The sequence below is a fragment of the Arthrobacter sp. UYCu712 genome (assembly GCF_040547005.1).
Lineage (GTDB): Bacteria > Actinomycetota > Actinomycetes > Actinomycetales > Micrococcaceae > Arthrobacter.
This window is the reverse complement of sequence record NZ_JBEPOZ010000018.1, coordinates 61062-84304: the sequence shown is the minus strand read 5'-3', so window position 1 is coordinate 84304 and position 23243 is coordinate 61062. Positions and strand designations below refer to the sequence as shown.

The window sequence follows — 23243 nt, the reverse complement described above, 5'->3', positions numbered from 1 at the left end:
GACCGCGGACCGCGTCACGCTTGTCAGGTCCGTCCTGGCCGCCTGCCGCGCTGGCTGCTGCCGGCCTGTTGTCCGGTTCGACGCCGGGCGGCCTCATCGCCGCTATTGGCACCGCAGCCTTCCTGCTCGACGCCATCGACGGACGCGTGGCCCGGTCCACGGGCACCGCGTCCGCAGCCGGTTCGCAACTCGACTCCGACACTGATGCCTCCCTTGTCCTCGTGCTCTCCTGCGCCGCCGCAAGAAGCACCGGACCGTGGACCCTGGGCATCGGCCTTTCGTACTACGCCTTCCTGGCCGCCGGCTGGTTCAGGCCCTCGCTGCGGGATCCCCTGCCCCCGAGTACTGTCCGCAAAGTCATCGGCGCCTTTCAGCCGTGTGCCCTGCTGTTTGCCCTGGCACCAGGCGTACCGGCAACCGCGGGCGCCGCGGCGCTTGCCGTCGCGCTTCCGCTGCTGGTGATTTCCTTCGGCCGCGACGTCGTCGGGCTGGAGCTCCGGCGCCGCGAATATCACGTCGATGCCGCACCGGCGCCGCGTGCAAGGGCGTAGACTCAAGCAAATTTTCCCGGATGAAAGCCACATCATGAACAAGAACCGCCTGGAGGCGTTCAGCGACGGGGTGCTGGCCATCATCATCACGATCATGGTGCTCGAACTCCATGTCCCCGCCGAGCCGACCTGGCGTGCGCTGCTGGAGGAATCGCCGACATTCTTCGGCTACGTGCTGAGCTTCATCTACGTCGGCATTTACTGGAACAACCACCACCACATGCTTCACCTGGCGGGGAGGATCAGCGGCGGGGTGCTCTGGGCCAACCTGCACCTTCTGTTCTGGCTGTCGCTGGTCCCCTTCACCACCCGCTGGATGAGCAACGCGGAGCTCTCGGAGGTTCCTGTGTTGGCGTACGGTCTGAACCTGCTGTTTGCCGCCATTGCCTTCTATATCCTGAGGACCGCCCTGATCCGCCGGCAGGGACGCAACGGCGCCCTAGAACAGGCTCTCGGCCGGGACTGGAAGGGCAAGGCGTCCCCATTCCTCTACCTTCTCGGCATGGGACTAAGCCTCGTGCATCCGGTCGTGGGACTGGCCGTCTACTCCGGAGTTGCGGCGATCTGGCTTATTCCGGACCGCCGTGTGGAGCGGTACATCAGGCACGGGGCGGAGCGCGGGCCGGAACCGAAAACCGCCGACCCCGCCGGCTAGAAGCCGGCTCAGCGCCGGGTCCGCTGCGCCAAGGATGCGCTAAGGAATTCCAGGATGGTCGAGGTGGGCTTCTGGACATTGGCCGAGTATTCGGGGTGCTTTTCGAGATACGTCTTGATGTACGGGCAAACGGGGACGATGGCCAGGCCGGCCGCGACGGTCTCGTCGAGGGCTTGGGCGGCGAGGATGCCCGCAAGGCCCTGGCCGCCATAGGCTTCCTCGATGACGGTGTGATAGAAAACCCGCTGCCGTTCGTCGTCGCGGTCCACATAGGCGGCCTGACCGATGACGGTGTCGCCGTCGTGCACTTCGTAGCGGCTGCGATCGGGATTGTGGCGGATGACGATCGGGCTCAATGTTGTCTCGCTGCTCTGCTGCGGTGCACCTTCGGCGTTTTCCATGTAAACAGCCTATCGATCAGCGCCCGGTCCACAGAGACGGCATCATGGAGTCATGCCCACACTCGAGTCCCCTGTCACCCTGGCCGTCGGCGAGACAACCGTCTCAGGTGTCCACACCCGCCCCGATAATCCCGTCGCCACCCTGGTGGTGGCCCACGGTGCAGGATCCGGCATGGAACATCCGTTCCTCTCCGGCTTCACCCGGGCCCTGAACGCGGAGTCTGTTGCGACGCTGCGCTTCAATTTCCCGTACCGCGAGGCGGGGCGGAAGTTCCCGGACCGTCCGCCGGCAGCCATCGCCGCGTGGCGGGCGGCCATGGATGAGGCCGCGGCGCTCTCGGCCGGCGAGCCGCTGTGGGCCGCCGGCAAGTCCTTCGGCGGCCGCATGGCCTCGATGGCGGTGGCTGAAGGCATGCCGGCGGCCGGACTGGTCTACCTCGGCTACCCGCTGCATCCTCCCGGCAAGCCGGAAAAAATCCGCGACGAACACCTCTACGGGCTGACCCTGCCGATGCTCTTCCTGCAAGGGACCCGGGACCCGTTCGCGACCCCAGCGCTGCTGGAGGCCGTCGTCGCACGCATCGGGCCGACCGCGACGCTGCAGTGGTTCGAGGGCGGCGGCCACACCTTCGAGGTCGCCGGCACCAAGCAAAGCCCGGAAGACATCGGGGCGTCGTTGGCGGGCACCGTTGCGGCCTTCCTCAAGCAGCGCGCCTAAGTCCACCCGGTCCGGCGCAGCGGCGGTTCGGCTCCGCCGGACCGCTGGACCAGGACCTGGTTGACGCCGGTTATTCCGGCCTCGAATCCCAGTGCGCTCGCGGCCATGTAGAGCCGCCACACCCGCGCCCGCCCCTCACCCGCGGCCCGCACGGCCTCGGTCCAGTGGTCCTCCAGGTTCTGGACCCAGGCCCGCAGAGTCAGGGCGTAGTGCCGGCGCAGGGCCTCCACGTCGAGCACTTCGAAGCCCCCGGCTTCCAGCGCCCCGACGGTCTCCGCGAGGCTGAGCATCTCGCCGTCGGGGAACACGTACCGGGGTATGAAGGAATCCGGGTCCGGGTCCGTGGGGCCGGCGTTCCAGGAGATGGCGTGGTTGAGCAGCCGCCCGCCGGGCCGCAGGAGCTCATGCAGCCGCGAAACGTAGCCGGCCATCTGCTCGCGGCCCACGTGCTCAGACATCCCGATGGAGCTGATCGCATCGAACGGCGCGTCGTGGACGTCGCGGTAGTCCTGCACGCGGATGTCCACCCGGTCGGTCAGTCCGGCGTCGGCCACCCGTTTACCGGCGAGGGCCGCCTGTTCCGTCGAAAGCGTGATGCCGACGACGTCGGCCCCGTAGCGCTGCGCAGCATGGAGGGCTAAGCTCCCCCAGCCGCAGCCGACGTCGAGGACCCTCATGCCGGGCTGCAGTGCGAGTTTGCGGCAGACCAGATCGAGCTTGGCCTCCTGGGCCGCGTCCAGGCCGGTGCCTTCGTCATCCCAGGCCGAGCAGGAGTAGACCATCGACGGGCCGAGGACAAGGGCGTAGAAGTCGTTGCCGACGTCGTAGTGGTGCGAGATCGCCGCGGCGTCGCGGTTCCTGGAGTGCCGCCGGCCGGCCCGGACAACCTTGGCTTCTTCAGGCGGCGGTGCCGGATTTGGGCCCAGGGCGCCGAGCCGGACAGCGGTCCTGAGGATCGTTCCGAGCTCGCGGAGGGTTGGCCGGCGGAAACGACCCGGCTCCGCGAACTTGCCGGCGGAGCTCAGCGCCGCGAAGCTGGCAAAAACGTCGCCGGGAGCGGAACACCACCAGCGGGGCGCCGGCCGGTCCCGCTTCCGAACCGTCCCAGGCCTGCAGCCGCAGGGGGATTTCACTAGTGCCAAGGACAATAGCCAGGGCTTCGGCCAGCCCTGATGCCACACCCGCCGATTTCGTCATCATCATCGCCTCACTTCCGGTGCTGGTCACGCGATACTGCTCAGCCAAATCTATGTCCCGGCAGGGCAGCCGAACAGGGGCTGGACGGCCCTGACATCCGGGCGGCGCGTCGGTCCAGGTCGTCCCGGTAGCGCTGGTGTCGTTCGGTTTCGGGGGCGGTTCGGAGGCTGGCGCCGATGCTGCGGGTGACCGTGCGGCAGGCGGTGGGGGCGGCGGCTTTGTTCTCCCGCTCGGCGTCTACTGCCGTGGCGGGTGCGGACATGCGGTGTTCCGTCCCAACTCCATTGCGCTGCTGGCGGGGCTGGTGCCGTTGGTCTGCGCCGTTGGTCTGCGCCGTCGGCTACTCCGTGCGCGGCGTGATCCGTACGCTGCGCCGCTGACACGCGGCCGTTCGTCGGGGCCGCCGGACGGCCACGCCGGGCAGGCCCGGTAGCGTCACTTCTCCGACGGTGCCGGGGACGGTATTGCGGGTGGTGCGTAGAGGCTGCCGATCAGTGCCCTGGCGATGGCAGCCGCGGGGTCGCGTCCGTCGGCTGCCGGTGCGAGGTTGGTCCACACCACCAGGGTCACCTTGTTGACGGGATCGTTGCCCATAAAGGAGTTAAACCCGGGCAGTTCACCGGTGTGGCCGTACAGATTGCCGAACTTGGCCAATGCCAGTCCGTAGAGCGCGCCGGCCGCGTCGTCCGGATCAACCGGCCTGGGGCTGTCCAGCCAGATCTTCTGCGTCCCGGGATTCAGGACCTTGCCGCCCGTGATCGCCTCGGCCCAGTTGGCGAGATCTCCGGCGGTCGAGATGCCCTGGCCGGCCGCCCAGGTCCACGACGGATTCGAGTCCGTGTAATCGTTCGGAAGGAGGGTTCCGGCTTGTGCCTGGGCGATCAGGTCAGCCGGCAGCCTGCTTGTGGCGAGCGTCAGGACATTGTTCATGTACATGTAGCCCCGCGGATGCGGGGCTGGCAGGCCATTCGAGTCCGACGGCGGAAACGAAGTCTGCGCGAGGCCGAGCGGGCCGAGGATCCGGTCCTGGATGATCCCGGCGAGCGGTTTGCCTTCGAGCTTCTCCGCGATGAGCCCCAGCAGGACGGTGTTGGTGTTCGAATAGTGGAACCCCTCGCCGGGGGCGAAGTACACCAGAAGAGGGAGGGCGATGCCCACGAGTTCCTCGGGGGTCCAGACCCGCTGCGGGGTGGTGTCCAGGGCCAGGTTGAGCTCGTACGATTCCGAATAGTTGTACAGGCCGCTGCGCATGCTGAGCATCTGTTCGATGGTGATGTTGTCCCCGTTGGGAACATCCGGCCGGTACTTGGATACCGCATCACCCAGCTTCAACCGGCCCTCCTGGACCAGCTGCAGGATGACGGCCCCGGTCCAGGTCTTGGTGATGGAACCGACCCTGATGTGGTGGGCCAGCGAGACGGGACGGTCTCCTCCCCGGCTCTCGAAGCCGTAGCTGAAGCTGACCTCCCCCGCCGGCGTGCGCAACAGCATCACCGCGCCCGGGACGAGAAGCTGCTTGGCCTGGCCTTCGAAGGTCTCCCGCAACTTGGCTTCGTCCACCGGCAGCAGTGCACCCGCGGCTGCCGACGCCGACGCCGACGCGGCGCTCGCAGGCGCGCTCGCGCTCGCGTCCGCCGTTGCGCTGGCGCTCGCCGTTGCTGTTGCCGGCGGCGGGGCCGGGCCCGATGGGGTGCACGCGCCGGCCGGCAGCAGCACCGCTGCGGCCCAACACAAAGCGGCGACTGGGCGGCGCGGGCGCCGGGTGCGGTCTGGCGGCTTGGTCATCATGTACTCCAGCCGGAACTCACCGCAGTCTTCGACTGGTTGGGAGGCTGCCGTACCGGCGTATGGAGCTTAATTTAGCGCACGCCGATGGGTAAGCAGAAGGGCCTGTCCGGAACTGCGCTCAGGCCAGGCTCAGGAGCGGGCATTGAAGACGTCGGGGCCGAAGCTGTTCAGCCCGGGCGCCCCGGCATATCCCAGCCGCGGCAACGAGAAGATGTCTTCAATGCTGGCGAGGAGACTGTAATGGTTGTACGGCGTGTCCGACGTCGTACCGCCCCTCGAGAAGGGCGAGAGGACCAGGGCGCCGGTCCGGCCCCCGGCCGTTCCGCCAGGAATCCCTGAGGGGCCGCCGCTGTTTCCTTCGGCTTCGTCGAAGGTGATGACCAGCAGGCCGTCCTCCTTGAAGGCAGGCGACGCCTGGATGAGCGGGATCTGCTCCCGGAGCCACGCGTCGGCACTGGCGAGGCCACCCGGGCTTTTATCGACGCACGGAGTGTCGTGCCCGTCGTTGCACAGGTTCGGCGTGATGTAGGACAGGGCCGGCGTCGTCGCCAGGGACTTCAGGTCTCCGGCGAACCCGGTGAAGTCCACGACATTGGCCCTGCAGTCCGGGGACGATGTGATCTGCTCGAAATACACGAACGGGTTATGGCGGGTCGCGTACTGGTCGTGGGCCTTGGCTTGCTGGTGATCGTCTTTGGCCCCGAGCGCGGGATGAAGGCAGGGTGTCTTCATATCCTCCATGTAGCCCTTCCACGTCTTTCCGGCCGCGCTGAGTTGTCCCGGGAGGGTCGGAACTGACGCTGGATAAACACAGCCGTTGCCCTGCACCTGGCCCTGCGCCGCGAGTCCGGTCTGCGTGAACGGAGCATAGGTCGGACAATCATCGCGGGTCATCGCATTTGCTGCCTGCCCCGAGATCTGTGCGAGGTAGTTCGGGTTCGAGTGATGTGCGATGCCGTAGTACTGGGAGAGCAGCACCCCCTGCGCGCGAAGCGTGGTGGACAAGTACGGGGCCGCCGAACCTGAGCCCCAGACGGCGTCGTAGCCCTTGTTCTCGAGATTGATCACGAACACGTGCCCGGGCTTACTGGAACCCGGTGCCGTCGACGGCGCCGGGGAGCCCGGACCGGGCGGCGCACCGCCTTCCGGCGGCGCCGGGTTACATGCTGTTGCCAGGGTGAGGACCACTGCCACCACCAGCCACGCGGCACGCCCTGTGACAGTTGGACTCGGGGTTCTTGCTGCGTTCCGACTCATGGTTTCCGGCTTTCTCGTTGACCGATCCGGGCCGGGCGTGCGGCCCGGTGCTGGAACTCTCGCACACCAGACTCAGGGTTGCCGGCAAAGTCGCCCAAAGAACCCTGTGAAGTCACCGGTGGTAGTTTGCAATGATGGACGAGGAGACGACGGCGCCGGACGCACACCACGCTACGCCACGCAAGCAACAAGGCAGGCCTGCCGGGGCTGCCGGGCGACAGCGCCGTTCCCCGCTGGTGGGAACAGCTCGGCCTGCCGGGGCTGATCGATATCCACACGCATTTCCTGCCGGACCGGATGATGAAGCGCGTATGGGCGCATTTCGACGAGGTCGGGCCGCTGATCGGCCGGCCGTGGCCCATCACGTACCGCTGGGACCACGATCGCCGGCTGGCGCACCTGCGGCAGCTGGGAATCCGGCGTTTCACCGCCCTGACCTACGCGCACCGGCCGGGCATGGCGGCAGACCTCACCGACTTTGCCCTGGACCTGGCGGACAGGGAGGCGGACTGCGTTCCGAGCGCAACGTTCTTCCCCGAGGACGGCGTCCTGGACCACGTCCGGTCGGCGTTGCAGCGCGGCGCCCGGGTGTTCAAGATCCATGCACAGGTGGGCGGTTTTGACCTGCGCGAACCGGTACTCGATCCGGTTTGGGGACTGCTGGCCGAGGCTGGCGTGCCGGTGGTCGTGCATGTGGGCAGCGGCCCGGTCCCCCGGCAGGGATTCACGGGGCCGGACAAGCTGGAAGGTGTGATGCGCCGGCATCCCGGGCTGACCGCCGTCGTCGCCCACCTGGGCGCACCGGAGTATTCCGAGTTCCTTGCGCTGGCCGAGGCGTATCCCCGCCTCCATCTGGACACCACCATGGTGTTCACGGATTTCTTCGAGTCGGCCGCGCCGTTTCCGCCGGAACTGCTGCCGCGGCTGGCGGATCTGGCCGACCGGATTGTGCTCGGCAGCGACTTTCCCAATATCCCCTACACCTATGCCCACCAGCTTGAGGCGCTGGAGCGCCTGCGGGATCGGGAACCGCGCCTCGACGACGAGTGGTTGCGGGCGGTCTGCTGGCACAACGGTGAACGGCTGATCGGGGCCTAGGGCCTTCAGTCCTGGCTGCGGGCGCGGCTCGGCTGCACCCGCGGCGGTTCGCCCGGCATTTTTGGGAAATCCGGCGGAAAGGGCATTTCGCCCAGCCCGGCCGCGACGTCGCGTTCCCACCAGCCAAGGAGGACGTCGATGGTGCCGGCGGTGGAGTGCATCCCGGCCCACGGGTCCCCGTTTTTCTTGAGCCGGTCCGGCACCGTGGCGATGGTGAAATCCGTTGGCTGGGCGCTCTCGAGTTCGTCCCAGCCGATGGGGCAGCACACCGTGGCGTTCGCCAGGGCGCGGGGGCTGTAGGCGCCGGCCATGGTGCGGTCGCGGTTGGCCTGGTTGAAGTCCACGAAGATCCGCGTGCCGCGTTCTTCCTTCCACCAGGCGGTTGTGATTTTTTCGGGCATCCGCCGTTCAAGCTCCCGGGCGGCGGCAATGACGGCGTGCCGGACCTCCAGGAACTCGTGGGTGGGCTCGATGGGGGCAAATACGTGCAGCCCGCGGTTTCCGGAGGTCTTGATGAAGGACGTGAGCCCCGCCTCGGCCAGCACGGAACGCAGTTCCTGGGCGGCCGGGATGGCGTCGTCGAACCCGGTGCCGGGCTGAGGGTCCAGATCGATGCGCAGCTGGTCCGGGTTGTCCGGATTCCCGGCCCGTGAAGGCCAGGGATGGAACACGATGGTGTTCATCTGCACGGCCCAGACCGCGGCCGCGATTTCGTCGAACACCAGCTGCGGATGCGAACGGCCGCTCGGGTAGACAACGGTCACGGCCCGCACATAGTCCGGAGCGCCCCTGGGCGGATTCTTCGAGAAGAACTGGTCGCCGTCGATGTTGTCCGAAAACCGCTGGAGCGTCACGGGACGGTCCCCGTTCGCGGCCAGGAATGCATCACCGACGGCGACCATATAGTTGGCGAGGTCGAGTTTGGTCAGGCCAAGCTTCGGCCACAGGACCCTCCCGGGACTCGATATCCGGATCTCCCGGGTCCCGTGCGGGGAGCTGACAGCGATGTGGGCTTCTTCCTTGGCCATGGGGACAAGCTACTCCGCAGATGTCGCAAAAGAACAGCCTGCCCCCCGCGCAGCAAAGGGTGTGTCCCCTATCCCGCGGCGGCGCCGGTCAGGACTCGAGAACCAGCAACTGGGCCTTGTCCGCGTCCCAGCCCACCCACAGCTCCTGATCCGGCAGGAACGCGGCGCCCCGGTCTGAGCTCAATTCAAGCAGCTGGAGTTCATGGCCGCCGGCGCGGAGCCGGTGGCGCACCGTTGCCCCCAGGTTGGTGGAGGACACCAGCGTCGCGGCGCAGCCGTTGCCCGCGGCGGCCTGGGTGCTGAATTTGAGGTGCTCGGGACGGATGGAAACGGCGTAGTTCCGGCCGTCGGCCCCGCGGTCCCGGACCCTGGCCAGGCCGAGGCCCCCGAGATCCACAACAGCGTGGTCCCCGTTCCGCTCGCCGATGGTGCAGGGAATGAGGTTCGTATCGCCAAGGAAACTGGCCACCCAGTCGGTCAGCGGGTGGTTGTAGACCTCTTCCGGCGGCCCGGAATGGATGATCTTCCCGTCCCTCATCACCACTATCCGGTCGGACATGGCCATGGCCTCGTCCTGGTCGTGCGTCACGAACAGCACGGAGATGCCCAGGCTCTTCTGCAGGGTCTTGGTCTCCTCCTGCATTTGCTCGCGGAGACGTTTGTGGGCGAAGCCGGAGGGAGGCAAGGGCATCCGGGCAGGCGCGGGCGCCGAATCACTGTCATGGGCAAGGCAGAGAAACAGAACCTGCGCTACGTCGACTATTACTGCTTCATGTCGCTGGCAGAATTCACGGCATGGGTACAGGCGGACGGAGACGACGAGCCGTACACCTTCCGGCTAGGCCGGCAGTAGGCGGAACCGGATCCGCCGCCGGCGTCAGCCTTTCAGCAGGTCCGCGTGGTGTTCCGCGACGACGTTCGGGTGGGCCCGCAGCCGGTAGCGCAGGGCGTTGTCGCCGTAGGTTTCCAGGATCGGGCTGTTGGTCGGATCGACCGACAGCCCGCGCGCCTTGGCCTGGTGTTCCGGCGCCACCGCCAGTTGCGGCATTTTGGCGTCCAGAGCCGGATTGTAGAAGAACGGAAGCGAGATCCGGTCGGTGCCACGCAGTGGCGAAATCACGCGGTGGAGGGTCGCCTTAAGGTATCCGTTGGTGGCCAGTTCGAGCATCTCGCCGATGTTGACCACGAAGGTTCCCGGCACCTGCGGCGCATCGATCCAGCTGCCCTGGTGCTCCACCTGGAGTCCGCCCTTTCCGGGCTCCACCAGCAGCAGCGTCAGCACGCCGCCGTCGCGGTGCGACCCCACCCCCTGCTTGGGCTCGGGGTCGGACTCCCCCGGATACCGCACGATCTTGAGCACGGGGAAGGCGCGTGCGGCGAATGCCTCGTCGAACGTGTCCTCGGGCGCGCCCAGCGACACCGCAACGGCCCGCAGCAGTGTCAGGGAAATGGCGCTCAGCCGCTCGGTCCATTCCAAAACAACGGTCCGCATTTCCGGCAGCGCGTCCGGCCACAGATTGGGTCCTTCCAGGCGCCAATAGTCCGCCACTCCGGGGCCGGCCTCCACCACGCCACGTTCGACACCGACGTCGATCTGCTCGCGCCAGTCGACGGCACCGTCGGTGAGCTCGCCACCCATCCGCGTGTAGCCCCGGAACTGAGGGCTCAAGACGTTTTCGACGGCGAGCTTCTGCTCCTCGGGGAGGTCAAAGAACTTCCGGGAGACGTCCAGGATCTGATCGGTCAGCTGCTGGGGAACACCGTGCCCGGCCAGATAGAAGAAGCCGACCTCGTGCATCGCCTCACGGAGCTCGTCCCGGAACAGTGCAGCCTCTTCAGGACCGGCATTCAAACGGGAAAAGTCGAGGATGGGCAATGATTCGAGTGGCAACGTTCTTAGTCCTATTCCGTTAACTTGGCAAGCCGGCGCCTGTACTTTCCTCAATGTTACGGACGGCGCCTGCGTGTTGAACAGTAGCGTGTCGAAATGTGTCGCGCGGCCGCCGGCACCGAAGTTGCGTGACTGCAATTATGCATTTGTGTAATGGTTGCAGTCGTGCAATTATTTAGGCATGACCGAAACCTCCCCGACGCCGCTCCGTGCGCGGAGAAGGGCAGAGACCTGGTCCGCGCTGCATGAGGCGGCCGCCTCCCTCGCCCTGAAGCGCGGCGTGGAGCACACCACGGTCGAAGCCATCGCGGAGGGCGCCGGGGTCTCCCCCCGCACGTTCTTCAACTACTTCCGGGCCAAGGAAGATGCGATCCTGGGCCTCCATGAACCCCGGGTAGATCCGGACGAGCTGTCCCGCATCTCCACCGCCGGCGACCTCCTGGCCCAGGTGTCCCGGTTGCTGATGACGGTGGCATGGTCGGCACTTGGCGGATCGGATCCGTCCCGGCGCCGCCAGTTGCTGGCCACGTACCCGCACTTGGGCCGCCGAAAGATGGAACTGATGGTCAAGGCCGAGACGCTCGTCTGCGACGCCGTGGGCGCGCTGTTGTCCGCCGATCCCGCGTGGCGGTCCGGCGTCGAGGGCTTCGGCCCGGATGACACCGCCCGGATGCTGGTGATGATCGCCGGCGTCCCGCTCCGCTTCAACCTCACGTCCGCCGATTTCGACCCGGCCCGGGGACTACAACCCGAGGACCTCGGGCCCTCCCTCGCACTTCTCCACCACTTACAAAGGAAACTGTCATGACCACCACCCCCGTCCAGGACGCAGGACCGGCCGAAGGGAAACAGCACATCGTGCTGCTGTTCGTGGGCCTGATGCTCTCGATGCTCCTCGCGGCACTGAACCAGACGGTGCTCAGCACCGCCCTGCCGACGATCGTGGGCGAACTCCACGGCGTCAACGACATGCTGTGGGTCATCACCGCCTTTATCCTGGCCTCCACCATCACCATGCCGATCTACGGCAAGCTGGGAGACCTGATGGGACGCAGGTCCCTCCTGATCGCCGCCATCCTGCTGTTCATGGCAGGCTCCGTGGTTGGCGGGCTGGCCAACGACATGGGCGTCCTCATCACGGCCCGCGTCATCCAGGGCCTCGGCGGCGGCGGCCTGATGATCCTTTCCCAGGCGGTCATCGCGGACGTCATCCCGCCGCGGGAACGCGGCAAGTACATGGGCATGATGGGTGGCGTCTTCGCCATCGCCTCCGTCGCCGGCCCGCTGTTGGGCGGCTGGTTCACCGAAGGACCCGGCTGGCGCTGGGTGTTCTGGATCAACATCCCCCTCGGCCTGCTGGCGCTGGCCGGAGCCGCGTTCTTCCTCAAACTTCCCAAGCACAGCGGCCGGCCGCGCCTGGACCTCGGGGGCATGGTGCTCGTCGCCATCGCAACGACCTGCCTCGTTCTCTTCGCCACCTGGGGCGGGAGCAAGTACGCGTGGTCCGACCCCATCATCCTGGGCCTCATCGCGGGCGCCGTTGTCAGCGCCGCAGCCTTCGTCCTCGTCGAGAGCCGCACCGCGGAGCCGATCATTCCGCTGCACCTCTTCAAGGACCGGAACTTCAACCTCTCCACGATCGCCGGCCTGCTGATCGGTGTGGCAATGTTCGGCGCCATCGGCTACCTGCCGACCTACCTGCAGATGGCATTTAGCGTCAACGCCACCGAGTCCGGCCTGCTCATGATCCCGATGATGGGCGCCCTCCTGGTTGCCTCGGTCGCCTCGGGCCAGCTGGTCAGCCGGACCGGGCGCTACAAGTGGATGCCGATAGCCGGCGGGCTGCTGGTCGCAGTCGCGCTGCTCCTGCTCTCGACCCTCAAGCCCGGGGCGCCGCTCTGGGAGATCTGCGTCTACCTGGGCGTCATGGGGCTGGGGCTTGGCCTGAGCATGCAGATCATGGTCCTGATCGTCCAGAACTCCTTCCCGCTGCGCGAGGTCGGCACCGCCACGGCGTCGAACAACTTCTTCCGCCAGATCGGCGCCACGCTGGGTTCGGCGGTCGTCGGAAGCCTCTTTGCCAGCAGGCTGGCCGCGTTACTCGTGGAGCGCCTCCCCGCCGCGGCAACGGGCGGCACGCCCGGAGGATCGAACTCGCTGACCCCCGCCGTCGTCGGCAAGCTGCCGGCGCCGATCAAAGAGGCCATCATCTCGTCCTACAATGACGCGCTGACGCCGATTTTCATCTGGATGGTTCCCCTCGCGCTGATCGCAGCCGCCCTGATGTGCTTCATCAAGGAAACCCCGTTGGCCACCGCCATCGAACACGACGTGCTGTCCGAATCGATTGCGGAGGGCAACATCCTGATCACCGCCGATGACGCCGACGACGCCGACGCCCCCGTTCCGAGCGGGGCTCACCGGAGGTAGGTACCAACCGGAGGTAGTGACACCGGAGGTAGAAACAAGCCGCGTGCAGCCCGCCATCCCGGCGGGCTGCACGCGGCTTCTGCTGCGCCCTACATCCTGCTTTTGGTCCTGGCCGTTGCCGGCGCGGTCCACGGGTCCTCCGGCCAGGGATGCCTCGGGTAGCGGCCCCGCATCTCCGCCCGGACCTGCGCATAGGGTCCCGACCAGAAGGACGCGAGGTCGTCGGTCACGGCCAGCGGTCGCCTCGCCGGCGAGAGCAGGTGGAACAGCACCGGCACCCTGCCGCCCACCAGCCGCGGCGTCTGGTCCCAACCGAAGCACTCCTGCAGTTTGACCGCCACCACCGGGCGGCCGGCGTCGCTGTCCACCTCCGGGTAATCGATTTTCACCCGTGAACCGCTGGGGACTTCAAGGCGTTCCGGCACCAGTTCGCCCAGCCGCGACGCCTCGGGCCACGGCAGGAGCCTCCGCAACGGATCGGCCAGGTCAATCCCGCCCGCCGCGCCGCCGCCGGCCAGGGCATCGAGTTCGGGAACAAGCCACTCGTTCAGCCGGGCCAGGAGGGCCGGTTCGGAAACATCCGGCCAGGGGCTGCCCAGCTCACGGTGCAGCAAGGCCAGGCGGCGGCGCAACGCGTCCGCCCCCGGCGACCACCCGATCATCCCCAGTCCGTCCCGCTCCAGGGCGCGGGCCACGGCCTGACGTCCTTCCTCTGGAGAAGGCCGGACCGGGGTGGAGGACAGCACAATCGCGCCCAGCCGCCGTTCCCGCCGGGCCGTGACCCGGCCCTGGCTGAACCGCGCCTCCACGGTGTCGGTGAGCAACTGCCGGGCCGCGGCTTCGGCGGTGTCGGCGGCCAGCGGCGCCGCGGAACGGATGACGGCGCCGGTTCCCGCCGCGTCCCGCCCTTGGGCACGGGACACCTCGGCGACGGCCAGCCACTCGTGCCCTGCCAGGGAGCTGCCGGCCGGCAAACCGGCCCGGGTACCGGAGGACATCAGGTAGCGTTCCGGCCCCTCACCGGAGACACGGCGGGCCACCCGGTCCGGGAACGCCAGGGCGACGACGAAGCCGACGGCGTCGGCCGGCGCCGGCGGGGCGGCCAGTGCAGGGGGCGCGACGCCGGACTGCTCCTGGCGGGCGACCGCCTCCATCCGCCGGACGTCCTCCGCCCAGGGCCGTGACGCGGGTTCCCTGCCGGTCCGCAGGCCGGACAACAGCCGGGTGAGGTCGGCGCCGGGGGCGCGCTGGTCCCCGGCCACCAGGGCGACGGCCTCCGCTGCCGTGTGGTGGCCGACGGTCGCGGCGCCGTCCAGCAGCGCGCGGGCCAGGCGCGGGTCGGCAGGGACGCGGGAAAGGGCCCGGCCCAGGTCTGTGGCCATTCCATCCGCCGCCACGGCGCCGATTTCGCGCAGCACCTCCACGGCCTCGGCCATTGCCGCCGGGGGTGGTGCGTCCGGAAGGGCAAGCCCCCGGCCGCCGGGCGAGCCCCAGCAGGCCAGGGTCAGGGCGGCAGCCGTCAGGTCCGCCACGGCGATCTCCGGTGTCTGGTGCGCCGGCGCGGCCCCGAAGCTCTTCTGGTCGTAGCAGCGCACCACCTTTCCGGGCCCCTGGCGGGCCGCCCGGCCGGCACGCTGGTCGGCGGAGGCCCGGGAGCAGGACACGGTCACGAGTCCGGACATGCCGCGGCTGGCGTCGCGGCGCGGCTCACGGGACAGCCCGGAGTCGATGACGAGCCGGACTCCCGGGACCGTCAGCGAGGATTCGGCGAGGCCCGTGGCCACGATGATCCTGGCGGGGCCGCCTGGCTCCCGACCGGACACCGCGCGGTCCTGCTCTGCCGGGCCGACCTGGCCATGGAGCTCAAGGACTTCCGGACCATTCCGGCCGCGGAGGCGGCCCGCGACGTAGGAGACTTCCCACGCTCCGGGGACGAACACCAGGGCATCGATGTCCTGGCCGGCGGCCCGCGCCTTGCCATGTGAGGCCGCGGCAGTGTCCGCCACGTGGTCCAGGAACGCCCGCGTCACGCTCCGTTGATCGAGCCGGTGCCCCGCCGCGGGCGCCCATTCGACCTCCAGCGGGTACAGTGCGGACGGACAGTCGACGACGGCGGCCGGGCCGCCGCCGTCGTGCTCCCCGCCGTCCCCGATCAGGGCGGCGAAGCGCGGCGCGTCGAGCGTGGCGGACATGGCGACGAGGCCGAGGTCGCTGCGCAGTTGGCGGACCTCTCCGAGCATGCCGACCAGGAGGTCGGTCTCCAGCCCGCGTTCGTGCACTTCATCCAGGATGACGGCGCCGAAGGTCCCCAGCCCCGGATCCGTGAGCAGCCGGCGCAGCAGGATCCCGGGGGTGACGAACTCGATCAGCGTCCCGGGGCCAGCCTGGCGCTCTCCGCGGACGGTGTAGCCCACCCGGTCCCCGAGCCGGCTCCCGTCCAGGGCGGCCAGCCGGCGGGCCGCCGAGCGGGCGGCGACGCGCCGAGGCTGGGTCACCACCACACGCGGTCCGGAGGTGTTGTCCCATCCCTCCCGAAGGGCGAAAGCGAGGTTGGCGAGCAGCGGCGGGACCAGCGTCGTCTTGCCGGTACCGGGAGGAGCCTGCACCACTGCTGCGCCCCCCGGGCCTGCCGCCCGCAGCACGGAGGCAAGCTCCGGAAGCGACCCGGCAAAGGTCAACCCGGCCCCGATCGCTCCCAGGTCGAAGGGCCCGCGGGCGGCGGCGGGATCAAGGGGAACGAGCGGTGAAGTCAACCCTCCATTGTGCCTACAAACCCCCGCTGGAGAGGGACGGGCACTGTTGTGTGCATGTGTACGCGCAGGTGCGGTCCGCACGTGCGGTTCAGCGGATGCGGATTAAAGTGAATTATGGATACCCCCGCCCGGTGGGAAAGTCCGCGGACATCCCCCTACCCCGACCGCCATGAACCGGCTTGAAAACTACCGGTTCACCGGCGACGTCTGGGGCTACCCCCGAGGGGGAGGCGTACTTCCCGCACTCCCCCGTCCTCATGGTGGAGTCGAGCTTCGCCGAGGAGCGGTCCGGCTGGATTCCGGCGGCCTCGTGGCGCAGGCGACGTGGGTACGTCAGCGCCTGGACCGGCTGGGCAAAGTCCGTACCAAAATCGTGGTGACCTCCGACCTGGATGAGTACTCGCTCGCGGCGCTGCGGTCCGCCCCGGCCGACGCGTACGGGATCGGTACCGCCGTCGTGACCGGTTCCGGCGCCCCACCGCCGGCATGGTCTACAAGCTGGTGAGCCGGAGCAACGACGCCGGCGACTTCGTTCCGGTGGCCAAGGCCGCCCTGAACAAGGTCAACCCGGGCGGTCGCAAGTATGCGGTGCGGAGACTGGACCGGGACGGGGTCGCCACCCATGAGGTGCTGGGCATCGGGCGCCTCCCGGCCGAGCCGCGGGGGCGGCCGCTGCTCCGGCAGTTCATCAAGGACGGCGAACTGCTGCCGGGCTGGACCAGTCCGGAGGCTGTGGCGCGGACCCGGGGCCGGTATGCCGATTCGATGGCTGAACTTGCCGCCGTCGTGAACAGGCTCCAGCGGGGCGAACCCGCAATCCCTACTGTCTACGTGTGACCGAGCCGCCGGCGGCGCTCCGGCGGACGCAATCGAGAGCGGACCGGCACCTTTAGGTGCCGGTCCGCCCCGCCGGCGTTCCTGCTTAGACGCTGCTGCTAAGCGCGCCGTCGAATGCACTGCCACTCCGGCGCGGCGCCTAGTTCCTTCGCCTCGCCGCCCTGGCGGACGAACGCGGCTTGGGCCTCGCCCCGCACTTCGCGATGGAGATCCACCTCCACCTGGCCGCCGCCTACCCGCGCGAGCGGTGGGTTGAACACTTCGACTGGCTCGATCCGCTCTTCAACGAACGCCTCGAAACCAAGAACGGCCGCATGCTGATCCCGGACCGTCCCGGCCTGGGCATCACCCTCAGCGAGCAGGCGCGGGCGTGGACGACCGAATCCGTCGAATTCGGCCAGTAACCTTGAACCCATGAGCCGGAACCTGACCGCGGACCTCGCCGCCGATCTTCCTATGCGCATCGTCGACGGCGTCATCCAGCCGGGGGACAAACTTCCCAGCGAAAACACCTTGATCGGCGAGTTCGGCGTCAGCCGGACCGTGGTCCGTGCGGCACTCACGCACCTGCAGGCCGAGGGCCTCGTGGAAACCGAGCGGGGACGCGGCAGCTTTGCGCTGACCCCTCCCCCGGAGGGAAACCGGACGATGCCCGGCAGCAGGCCGGTGGCCAGCATGGAAGACCGGATCCACCTGCTCGAGTTCCGCATCGGCGTGGAGTCCGAGGCGGCAGCCCTGGCCGCCCGCAACGGCTCCGAGCGCCAGCTCAAGGCGGTACGGCAGGCGCTGGACGATTTCACGGCCAGCGGAGAACATCCGGCCCACGCCATGAAGGCCGACTTCGAGTTTCACCGGGCAGTCGCCGCAGCCACGGGAAACCCGTTCTATTCAGACTGCCTGGCGTCCCTGGGACAGACGATGATCGCGATGCCCCGGACGCGGCTCATGACCGGCGGAGAGCATAACGCGCGGGAGCACTTCGAGCAGGTCGCCACCGAGCACGCATCCATCTACGCCGCCATCGCCGACCGTGACGAGGCGTCGTCGTCGGCCGCCATGCGCAGCCACCTGGCAAACTCGCGACGCCGGCTGCGCGGACCGGCGGCAGCGAGTTAGTCCACTAAGGTATTCAGCGTTGCTAAAAGCGTGTTGGACGCGCATTACTGCCGAAGAAGAAGGTGGGGGAATCGCGATGGCGCGGGCCACAACATCCAGCCCGCGGCCAGTCGGCCTGCCTTCCCTATTCAAAGGATTCTCCCCATGCAGTCTGTAGACGCCGCTGTCACGGACGTAGCTCTCGCTACCAAGAAGTTCTTCAAGCGGGTGCTGCCGATCATGCTGGTCATGCTCGTGTGCAACCAGCTGAACCGGTCTAATATCGGCTACGCCCATGAGCACGTCGAGGCCGACGTCGGCATCGGTGCCGCAGCGTACGGTTTTGGTGCCGGGCTCTTCTTCATCGCGTACGCAATCTTCGAACTTCCCAGCAACATGATGATGGAGAAATACGGCGCCAAGATCTGGCTTGCCCGCATCATGGTCAGCTGGGGCATCGTCTCCTTCCTCATGGCGTTCGTCCAGAACGAAATGATGTTCTACGTTCTGCGGTTCCTGCTGGGCGCCGCGGAAGCCGGGTTCTTCCCCGCCGTCATCTTCTACTTCGCCCGCTGGGTGCCCGCCGCCAGCGGGGCAAGGCCACCGCGATCTTCATTGCCGGCTCTTCGATCGCCGCCGCACTCTCCGGGCCGATCGCCGGAATGCTGCTCAGCCTCCACGATGTGCTGGGCCTCCGCGGCTGGCAGTGGCTCTTCGGCTTCGAGGGACTGCTGTCCGTCGCCGTCGGCATCGTCGTGTTCTTCCTGCTCGACGCCAGGATCCAGGAGGCCAAGTGGCTCACCGGCCGGGAAAAGTCCGCACTGGCCGCGGCGATCGCGGCCGAAGACGCCCAGCACGCCACGGCCGGCCAGGGGAAGATCAACCGCTGGAAGATGCTCCTGAACGCGCAGATCCTGCTGCTCTGCGGTATCTACTTCTCCGCGCAGCTTTCCATCTACGCCAACACCTTCTGGCTGCCCAGCATCGTCAAGCAGATTCCCGGCACCACCGACCTGAGCGTCGGGTTCCTGTCCGCGATTCCGTGGGTCTGCGCCGTCGTCGCCAGGTACTTTGCCGCAAAGTGGCAGGACAAGGCGAAGTCGAAGCGCCCCCTCCTGGTACTGGCCCTGCTGGTGGCCGCCGCCGGCACATTCGCGGCCGCCGTCGCCTCGCCGGTGCTCGCCCTCGTCTTCCTGGCCGTCGCGGCCATGGGCTTCAAGAGCGCCTCCCCGTTGTTCTGGTCAATCCCCCAGTCGGGCCTGCACCCGCTGATCCTGGCACCGGCCATCGCCATCATCAACTCGCTGGGAAACCTGGGCGGCTTCGTGGCGCCCTCCGGCTTCGGCCTGATCAAGGAGCACACGGGAAGCGTCACCCCGGGTCTCTTCGCCCTCGCCACGGCGTCCACCATCGCCGCCGGACTGGTCTATTTCCTCAAGGAACGCCGCGCCGGACGTGAAACGGAAGGTCCCGCCGACGAGCCCGCTGAGCCTGCCGCTGCGGCACTCCTCGCGTCAAAGTAGCGCCGGGCTAGGCCCAGAACGCGTCTCCTTGGGCCGTGTCGGCAAAGAACTCGCGGCCTTCGATGATCTTTCCCTCACGGACCTGGAAGGCGATCGCGCCGTCAATGTCCAGGGTCCGGCCGTTGCTATCCGCCGCGTTGTGCTGCAGAGCCACGGTATGGATTTCGCCGGCGACAATGTCCTGCACGGTCACCTTCAGGTTGCCTTCCGAGCGCGTCCCGAGCTCACCGAAGTAGGCCAGAATCGCGTCCCGCCCCTCTTTCCGGCCCGAAAGCACGCCGTTTCCCGCGACGTGCCAGACCGCCTCCTGGGCGAATAATTCGCTGAGGGTCGCCATATCACCTGAGCTGAACGCCTCGTATCCGCGCCGGACCAGTTCAGCATTTTCTGCAGTTCCCATTGTGGCCACTTCTCCGTCATCGTTGTCCGGTCAGTCTCGAACGAATCAAGGCTATTCCTGGCCCATGGGCTTGTCGATGGGCCGCGGCTACTTGCCCTTTCAGCCCGCCGGCTGCCCCGGAACACGCGCGCCGGGCACGTAGCTGCGGGTTGCCTGGCCCGCCGCCAGGTTCCGGCGCAGCTGCGCCAGGGTTCCGGTGACAGCGCCGGCTGCGCGGGCCTGGACCAGTACGTTGCCCAGTGCCGTGGCTTCCACCGGACCGGCGACGATGCGCCGGCCCGTAGCGTCGGCCGTGAGCTGGCACAGGAGCCGGTTCTGCGAGCCGCCGCCCACAATATGGACGACGTCGATAGGCCGGTCCGCGAGCCCCTCCGCGTCGGCGATGGTGCGGGCGTACCCGGCCGCGAGGCTGTCTAGGATGCACCTGACCACTGCAGCGGGTACGTCAGGGAGGAGTTCACCCGTGTTCCGCACGGCGGCACGGATCCGCTCGGGCATGTTCCCGGGTGCCGTGAACGAGGGGTCATCGGCGTTGATCCGCGGTCCGCCGCCCGGCAGGGCCTCAGCTGCGTCGAGCAGCTCGGCCAACGGGACCGTCCACCCCTGCCCGGCCCAGGTCCGCTGGCATTCGCTGAGGAGCCAGAGCCCGCCCGCGTTGCGGAGGTAGCGGATGGTGCCGTCGACGCCGCGTTCGTTGGTGAAGTTGGCCTGCCGGCTGGCTTCGGTAAGGACGGGCTGGTTCAGTTCGACGCCGACAAGGGACCAGGTCCCGGAGGAGATGTAGGCGAAGTTCTCCTGGTCTGCCGGGACGGCGACGACGGCGGAGGCTGTGTCGTGCGAGCCGACTGCGACCACCTTCGTCGCGGCCGGCAGCCCGGTCCGGTCCGCAACGGCCGGTAGCAGGGTGCCGATGGTTTCGCCGGGCTGGATCAGCGGCGGGAAGAGGTTTTGGGAAAGGTTCAGGGCCGTCAGGAACTCCGTGGCCCACTCCCCCGCTGCTGCGTCGAAGAGTCCGGTGGTGGAGGCGTTGGTGGCCTCCGTGCGGCGGACGCCGGTGAGCAGAAACGCGATCAGGTCCGGAATCAGGAGTGCCTGGAGACCGTTCAGGTTTCGCTCGCTGGCGAGCTGGTAGATGGTGTTGAACTGCAGGAACTGCAGTCCCGTCGTGGCGTACAACCGGGCCGGATCCAGGAGCGTGTGGACGCGCGGAACCGCGGCCCGGCTGCGGTCGTCCCGGTAACTGTACGGCTGGCCGGCCAGCTCCCCGGCGGCGTCGATGAGACCGTAGTCCACGGCCCAGGTGTCGATCCCGATGCTCTCGATCTGCCCGCCCCGGCCCGCGGCCGCCTTCGCGGCGGCCGCGAGTCCGGTGAGAACCTCGGCGAACAGGGCGTCGAAATCCCAGCGGAGGCCACCGCCGGACTCCGCCACACCGTTCGGAAACCGGTGCACAACCTCCAGCGAGACGCCAGGGTCCCCGGCGGCATCCGTGATCCTGCCCAGGATCACCCGGCCGGAGGACGCACCGATGTCAACGGCGGCGAAGACGCCGCCGTCGGCATCGGCTGTTGGCACGGTGGTCATCGCAGGAACGCGGCCGCGACGCCGGCGTCGACGGGGATGTGCAGGCCGGTGGTGTGGGAGAGTTCGGCGCTGGTGAGCACCGCGGCGGCGTTGGCGACGTTTTCCGGCAGGACCTCGCGCTTGAGGAGGGTGCGCTGGGCGTAGTACTTGCCAAGTTCCTGCTCGTCCACGCCGTACACGGCGGCGCGTTTGGCGCCCCAGCCGCCGGCGAAGATCCCGGAGCCGCGGACCACGCCGTCGGGGTTGATGCCGTTGACCCGGATCCCGTACTCGCCGAGCTCTGCCGCGAGGAGCCGGACCTGGTGGGCCTGGTCGGCCTTGGTGGCGGAGTAGGCGATGTTGTTGGGGCCGGCGAAGACGGAGTTCTTGGAGGAGATGTAGACGATGTCCCCGCCCATGTCCTGGGCGATCATGACCTTCGCCGCGGCCTTGGAGACCAGGAAGGAGCCTTTGGCCATGACGTTGTGCTGGAGGTCCCAGTCCTTTTCCGTGGTTTCGAGCAGCGGCTTGGAGATGGAGAGACCGGCGTTGTTGACCACCAGGTCCAGGCCGCCGAAGGCCAGGACGGCGGCGTCTATCGCTGCGGTGACCTGGGCTTCGTCGGTGACGTCGGCCTGGACGCCGATGGCGGTGTCCGGCCCGCCGAGTTCAGCCGCGACCGCCTGCGCGTTCTCGAGGTTCAGGTCCGCGATGACCACGCACGCGCCGTCGGCGGCGAGCCGGGTGGCGATGGCCTTGCCGATGCCCGACGCCGCCCCGGTCACCAGGGCAATGCGGGTGGCGTGTGACTTCGGTTGGGGCAGCCGGGCGAGTTTGGCTTCCTCCAGGGCCCAGTATTCGATCCGGAACTTCTCGGATTCCTCGATCGGGGCGTAGGTGGAGATGGCCTCCGCGCCGCGCATGACGTTGATGGCGTTGAGGTAGAACTCCCCCGCCACCCGGGCGGTCTGCTTGTTCGCCCCGTAGGAGAACATGCCCACCCCCGGGACCAGCACGATCGCGGGGTCCGCGCCGCGCAGCGCCGGGCTGTCCGGGGCCGCGTGCCGGTCGTAGTACCCCTGATAGTCCGCCCGGTAGGCGGCGTGCAGTTCCTTCAGCCGGGCGGTCACGTCCTCGACCGTGGCGTCCGCGGGCAGGTCCAGGACCAGGGGCTTGACCTTGGTGCGCAGGAAATGGTCCGGGCAGGAGGTGCCCAGCGCACCGAGGCGCGGGTGCTCGGCGGCTTCGAGGAACTCCAGGACGGCGGGGTCGTCGCTGAAGTGCCCCAGCTGCGGTTTGTCCGTGGAGGCCAGGCCGCGGATCACCGGGGCGAGGGCGGCGGCTTTCGCCCGCCGCTCGATTTCCGGGAGGGCGGCGTAGCCGGGCAGCTTCGGGCCGAAGGGCTCCGGTCGGCCGTTCGCGGCGATGTACTGCTCGGCTTCCTCGATGATCCAGAGAGAGTTGGCCTCGGCCACTTCGCTGGTCGCACCCCAGGCGGTGATGCCGTGCCCGCCCAGGATGGTGCCGATGGCCTGCGGATTGGCGTCCTTGATCGCGGCGATGTCCAGGCCCAGCTGGAAGCCCGGGCGCCGCCACGGCACCCACGCCACTTTCTCGCCGAAGATCTCCTTGGTGAGGGCCTCGCCGTCGGCGGCCGTGGCGATCGCGATGCCGGAGTCCGGGTGCAGGTGGTCCACGTGCGCGGCGTCGACCAGCCCGTGCATGGCGGTGTCGATCGAGGGGGCGGCGCCGCCCTTCCCGTGCAGGCAGTAATCGAAGGCGGCCACCATCTCGTCCTCACGCCCGACGCCGGGGTAGACGTTCTTCAGCGCCTGCAGCCGGTCGAGCCGGAGGACCGCGAGCCCGGATTCGGCCAGCGTGCCGAGGTCCCCGCCGGAGCCCTTGACCCACAGCAGTTCGACGTCCTCGCCCGTAACCGGGTCCTTCTCCGTGCCCTTGGCGGAGGTGTTTCCGCCGGCGTAGTTGGTGTTCCGCTTGTCCGCGCCGAGGCGGTTGGAGCGGGCTACAAGCTGTTCAACTGTTGGGTTAGTCATGGTC

The 23243-nt window shown here is 68.2% G+C and carries 19 protein-coding genes and 4 pseudogenes; 11 read left to right on the top strand and 12 right to left on the bottom strand.

Going from position 1 to position 23243, the window contains the following annotated elements:
- The first annotated feature begins 20 nt into the window (after window positions 1–20).
- Window positions 21–551 carry a CDP-alcohol phosphatidyltransferase family protein gene (locus ABIB51_RS16485; RefSeq protein ID WP_354189898.1) on the top strand — a complete coding sequence of 177 codons (531 nt, stop codon included), beginning with the start codon at window positions 21–23 and terminating at the stop codon, window positions 549–551.
- Between the two features lie 34 nt (window positions 552–585).
- Window positions 586–1206, top strand: a complete 621-nt coding sequence (locus ABIB51_RS16480; protein ID WP_354189896.1) for a TMEM175 family protein — start codon at window positions 586–588, stop codon at window positions 1204–1206.
- An 8-nt stretch (window positions 1207–1214) separates the two neighbouring features.
- Here the strand turns inward: ABIB51_RS16480 and ABIB51_RS16475 are convergent, their stop codons facing one another.
- Window positions 1215–1607, bottom strand: coding sequence for a GNAT family N-acetyltransferase (locus tag ABIB51_RS16475; RefSeq protein WP_354189894.1), 393 nt, complete (start codon window positions 1605–1607; stop codon window positions 1215–1217).
- 52 nt (window positions 1608–1659) lie between these two features.
- On the opposite strand from ABIB51_RS16475, the gene ABIB51_RS16470 reads away from it, so the two are divergent.
- Complete coding sequence (locus ABIB51_RS16470; RefSeq protein ID WP_354189892.1) at window positions 1660–2325, top strand: alpha/beta hydrolase family protein; 666 nt, start codon at window positions 1660–1662, stop codon at window positions 2323–2325.
- Here ABIB51_RS16470 and ABIB51_RS16465 read toward each other — a convergent pair.
- The 4 genes and pseudogenes from ABIB51_RS16465 to ABIB51_RS16450 form a co-directional block, all read right to left on the bottom strand.
- Window positions 2322–3522: pseudogene (locus tag ABIB51_RS16465) on the bottom strand (class I SAM-dependent methyltransferase). The gene ABIB51_RS16470 and the pseudogene ABIB51_RS16465 overlap by 4 nt on opposite strands.
- A 40-nt stretch (window positions 3523–3562) precedes the next feature.
- Window positions 3563–3784: a hypothetical protein gene (locus ABIB51_RS16460; RefSeq protein ID WP_354189890.1), complete on the bottom strand. Its 222-nt coding sequence runs from the start codon at window positions 3782–3784 to the stop codon at window positions 3563–3565.
- Between the two features lie 173 nt (window positions 3785–3957).
- Entirely contained in the window at window positions 3958–5307 is a 1350-nt protein-coding gene (locus ABIB51_RS16455; protein WP_354189888.1) for a serine hydrolase domain-containing protein, read from the bottom strand.
- Between the two features lie 132 nt (window positions 5308–5439).
- Window positions 5440–6567, bottom strand: coding sequence for an alkaline phosphatase family protein (locus ABIB51_RS16450; protein WP_354189886.1), 1128 nt, complete (start codon window positions 6565–6567; stop codon window positions 5440–5442).
- A gap of 198 nt (window positions 6568–6765) precedes the next feature.
- Between ABIB51_RS16450 and ABIB51_RS16445 the strand changes: the two genes are divergently transcribed.
- Complete coding sequence (locus tag ABIB51_RS16445; protein ID WP_354189934.1) at window positions 6766–7665, top strand: amidohydrolase family protein; 900 nt, start codon at window positions 6766–6768, stop codon at window positions 7663–7665.
- Between the two features lie 5 nt (window positions 7666–7670).
- Here the strand turns inward: ABIB51_RS16445 and ligD are convergent, their stop codons facing one another.
- On the bottom strand, window positions 7671–8693 hold the full coding sequence (gene ligD, locus ABIB51_RS16440) for a non-homologous end-joining DNA ligase (protein WP_354189884.1): 1023 nt from the start codon (window positions 8691–8693) through the stop codon (window positions 7671–7673).
- An 88-nt stretch (window positions 8694–8781) separates the two neighbouring features.
- A complete protein-coding gene (locus ABIB51_RS16435; protein ID WP_354189882.1) occupies window positions 8782–9384 on the bottom strand; it encodes an ABC transporter ATP-binding protein in 603 nt (200 codons plus the stop codon).
- Window positions 9385–9414: 30 nt separating this feature from the next.
- Between ABIB51_RS16435 and ABIB51_RS16430 the strand changes: the two genes are divergently transcribed.
- The gene (locus ABIB51_RS16430; RefSeq protein ID WP_354189880.1) at window positions 9415–9546 is read left to right on the top strand and encodes a hypothetical protein; all 132 of its coding nucleotides are present in this window, start codon (window positions 9415–9417) and stop codon (window positions 9544–9546) included.
- 24 nt (window positions 9547–9570) lie between these two features.
- On the opposite strand, the gene ABIB51_RS16425 is transcribed toward ABIB51_RS16430, so the two are convergent.
- Window positions 9571–10584 (bottom strand): isopenicillin N synthase family dioxygenase, encoded by a 1014-nt coding sequence (locus ABIB51_RS16425; protein WP_354189878.1) that lies wholly within the window; start codon window positions 10582–10584, stop codon window positions 9571–9573.
- A 181-nt stretch (window positions 10585–10765) separates the two neighbouring features.
- Between ABIB51_RS16425 and ABIB51_RS16420 the strand changes: the two genes are divergently transcribed.
- A complete protein-coding gene (locus ABIB51_RS16420) occupies window positions 10766–11392 on the top strand; it encodes a TetR/AcrR family transcriptional regulator (protein ID WP_354189876.1) in 627 nt (208 codons plus the stop codon).
- Entirely contained in the window at window positions 11389–13014 is a 1626-nt protein-coding gene (locus ABIB51_RS16415) for an MDR family MFS transporter (RefSeq protein ID WP_354189874.1), read from the top strand. Before ABIB51_RS16420 ends, ABIB51_RS16415 begins: the two co-directional genes overlap by 4 nt.
- A gap of 89 nt (window positions 13015–13103) precedes the next feature.
- Here ABIB51_RS16415 and hrpB read toward each other — a convergent pair whose 3' ends face one another.
- Complete coding sequence (gene hrpB / locus ABIB51_RS16410; protein ID WP_354189872.1) at window positions 13104–15767, bottom strand: ATP-dependent helicase HrpB; 2664 nt, start codon at window positions 15765–15767, stop codon at window positions 13104–13106.
- A 280-nt stretch (window positions 15768–16047) separates the two neighbouring features.
- Here hrpB and ABIB51_RS16405 point away from each other — a divergent pair.
- The 4 genes and pseudogenes from ABIB51_RS16405 to ABIB51_RS16390 all read left to right on the top strand — a co-directional run.
- Window positions 16048–16604 (top strand): annotated as a pseudogene (locus tag ABIB51_RS16405) (nicotinate phosphoribosyltransferase); the annotation flags it as partial.
- 143 nt (window positions 16605–16747) lie between these two features.
- Window positions 16748–17008, top strand: a pseudogene (locus tag ABIB51_RS16400) (enolase C-terminal domain-like protein); the annotation flags it as partial.
- 10 nt (window positions 17009–17018) lie between these two features.
- Window positions 17019–17720 (top strand): FadR/GntR family transcriptional regulator, encoded by a 702-nt coding sequence (locus tag ABIB51_RS16395; protein WP_354189870.1) that lies wholly within the window; start codon window positions 17019–17021, stop codon window positions 17718–17720.
- A gap of 144 nt (window positions 17721–17864) precedes the next feature.
- Window positions 17865–19222 (top strand): annotated as a pseudogene (locus ABIB51_RS16390) (MFS transporter).
- 7 nt (window positions 19223–19229) lie between these two features.
- Here ABIB51_RS16390 and ABIB51_RS16385 read toward each other — a convergent pair.
- From ABIB51_RS16385 to ABIB51_RS16375, 3 genes are all read right to left on the bottom strand, one after another.
- Entirely contained in the window at window positions 19230–19622 is a 393-nt protein-coding gene (locus ABIB51_RS16385; protein ID WP_354189868.1) for a nuclear transport factor 2 family protein, read from the bottom strand.
- Between the two features lie 99 nt (window positions 19623–19721).
- The gene (locus ABIB51_RS16380; protein WP_354189866.1) at window positions 19722–21206 is read right to left on the bottom strand and encodes a rhamnulokinase; all 1485 of its coding nucleotides are present in this window, start codon (window positions 21204–21206) and stop codon (window positions 19722–19724) included.
- Complete coding sequence (locus ABIB51_RS16375; RefSeq protein WP_354189864.1) at window positions 21203–23239, bottom strand: bifunctional aldolase/short-chain dehydrogenase; 2037 nt, start codon at window positions 23237–23239, stop codon at window positions 21203–21205. The genes ABIB51_RS16380 and ABIB51_RS16375 overlap by 4 nt, the downstream gene beginning before the upstream one ends.
- Window positions 23240–23243 lie beyond the last annotated feature (4 nt).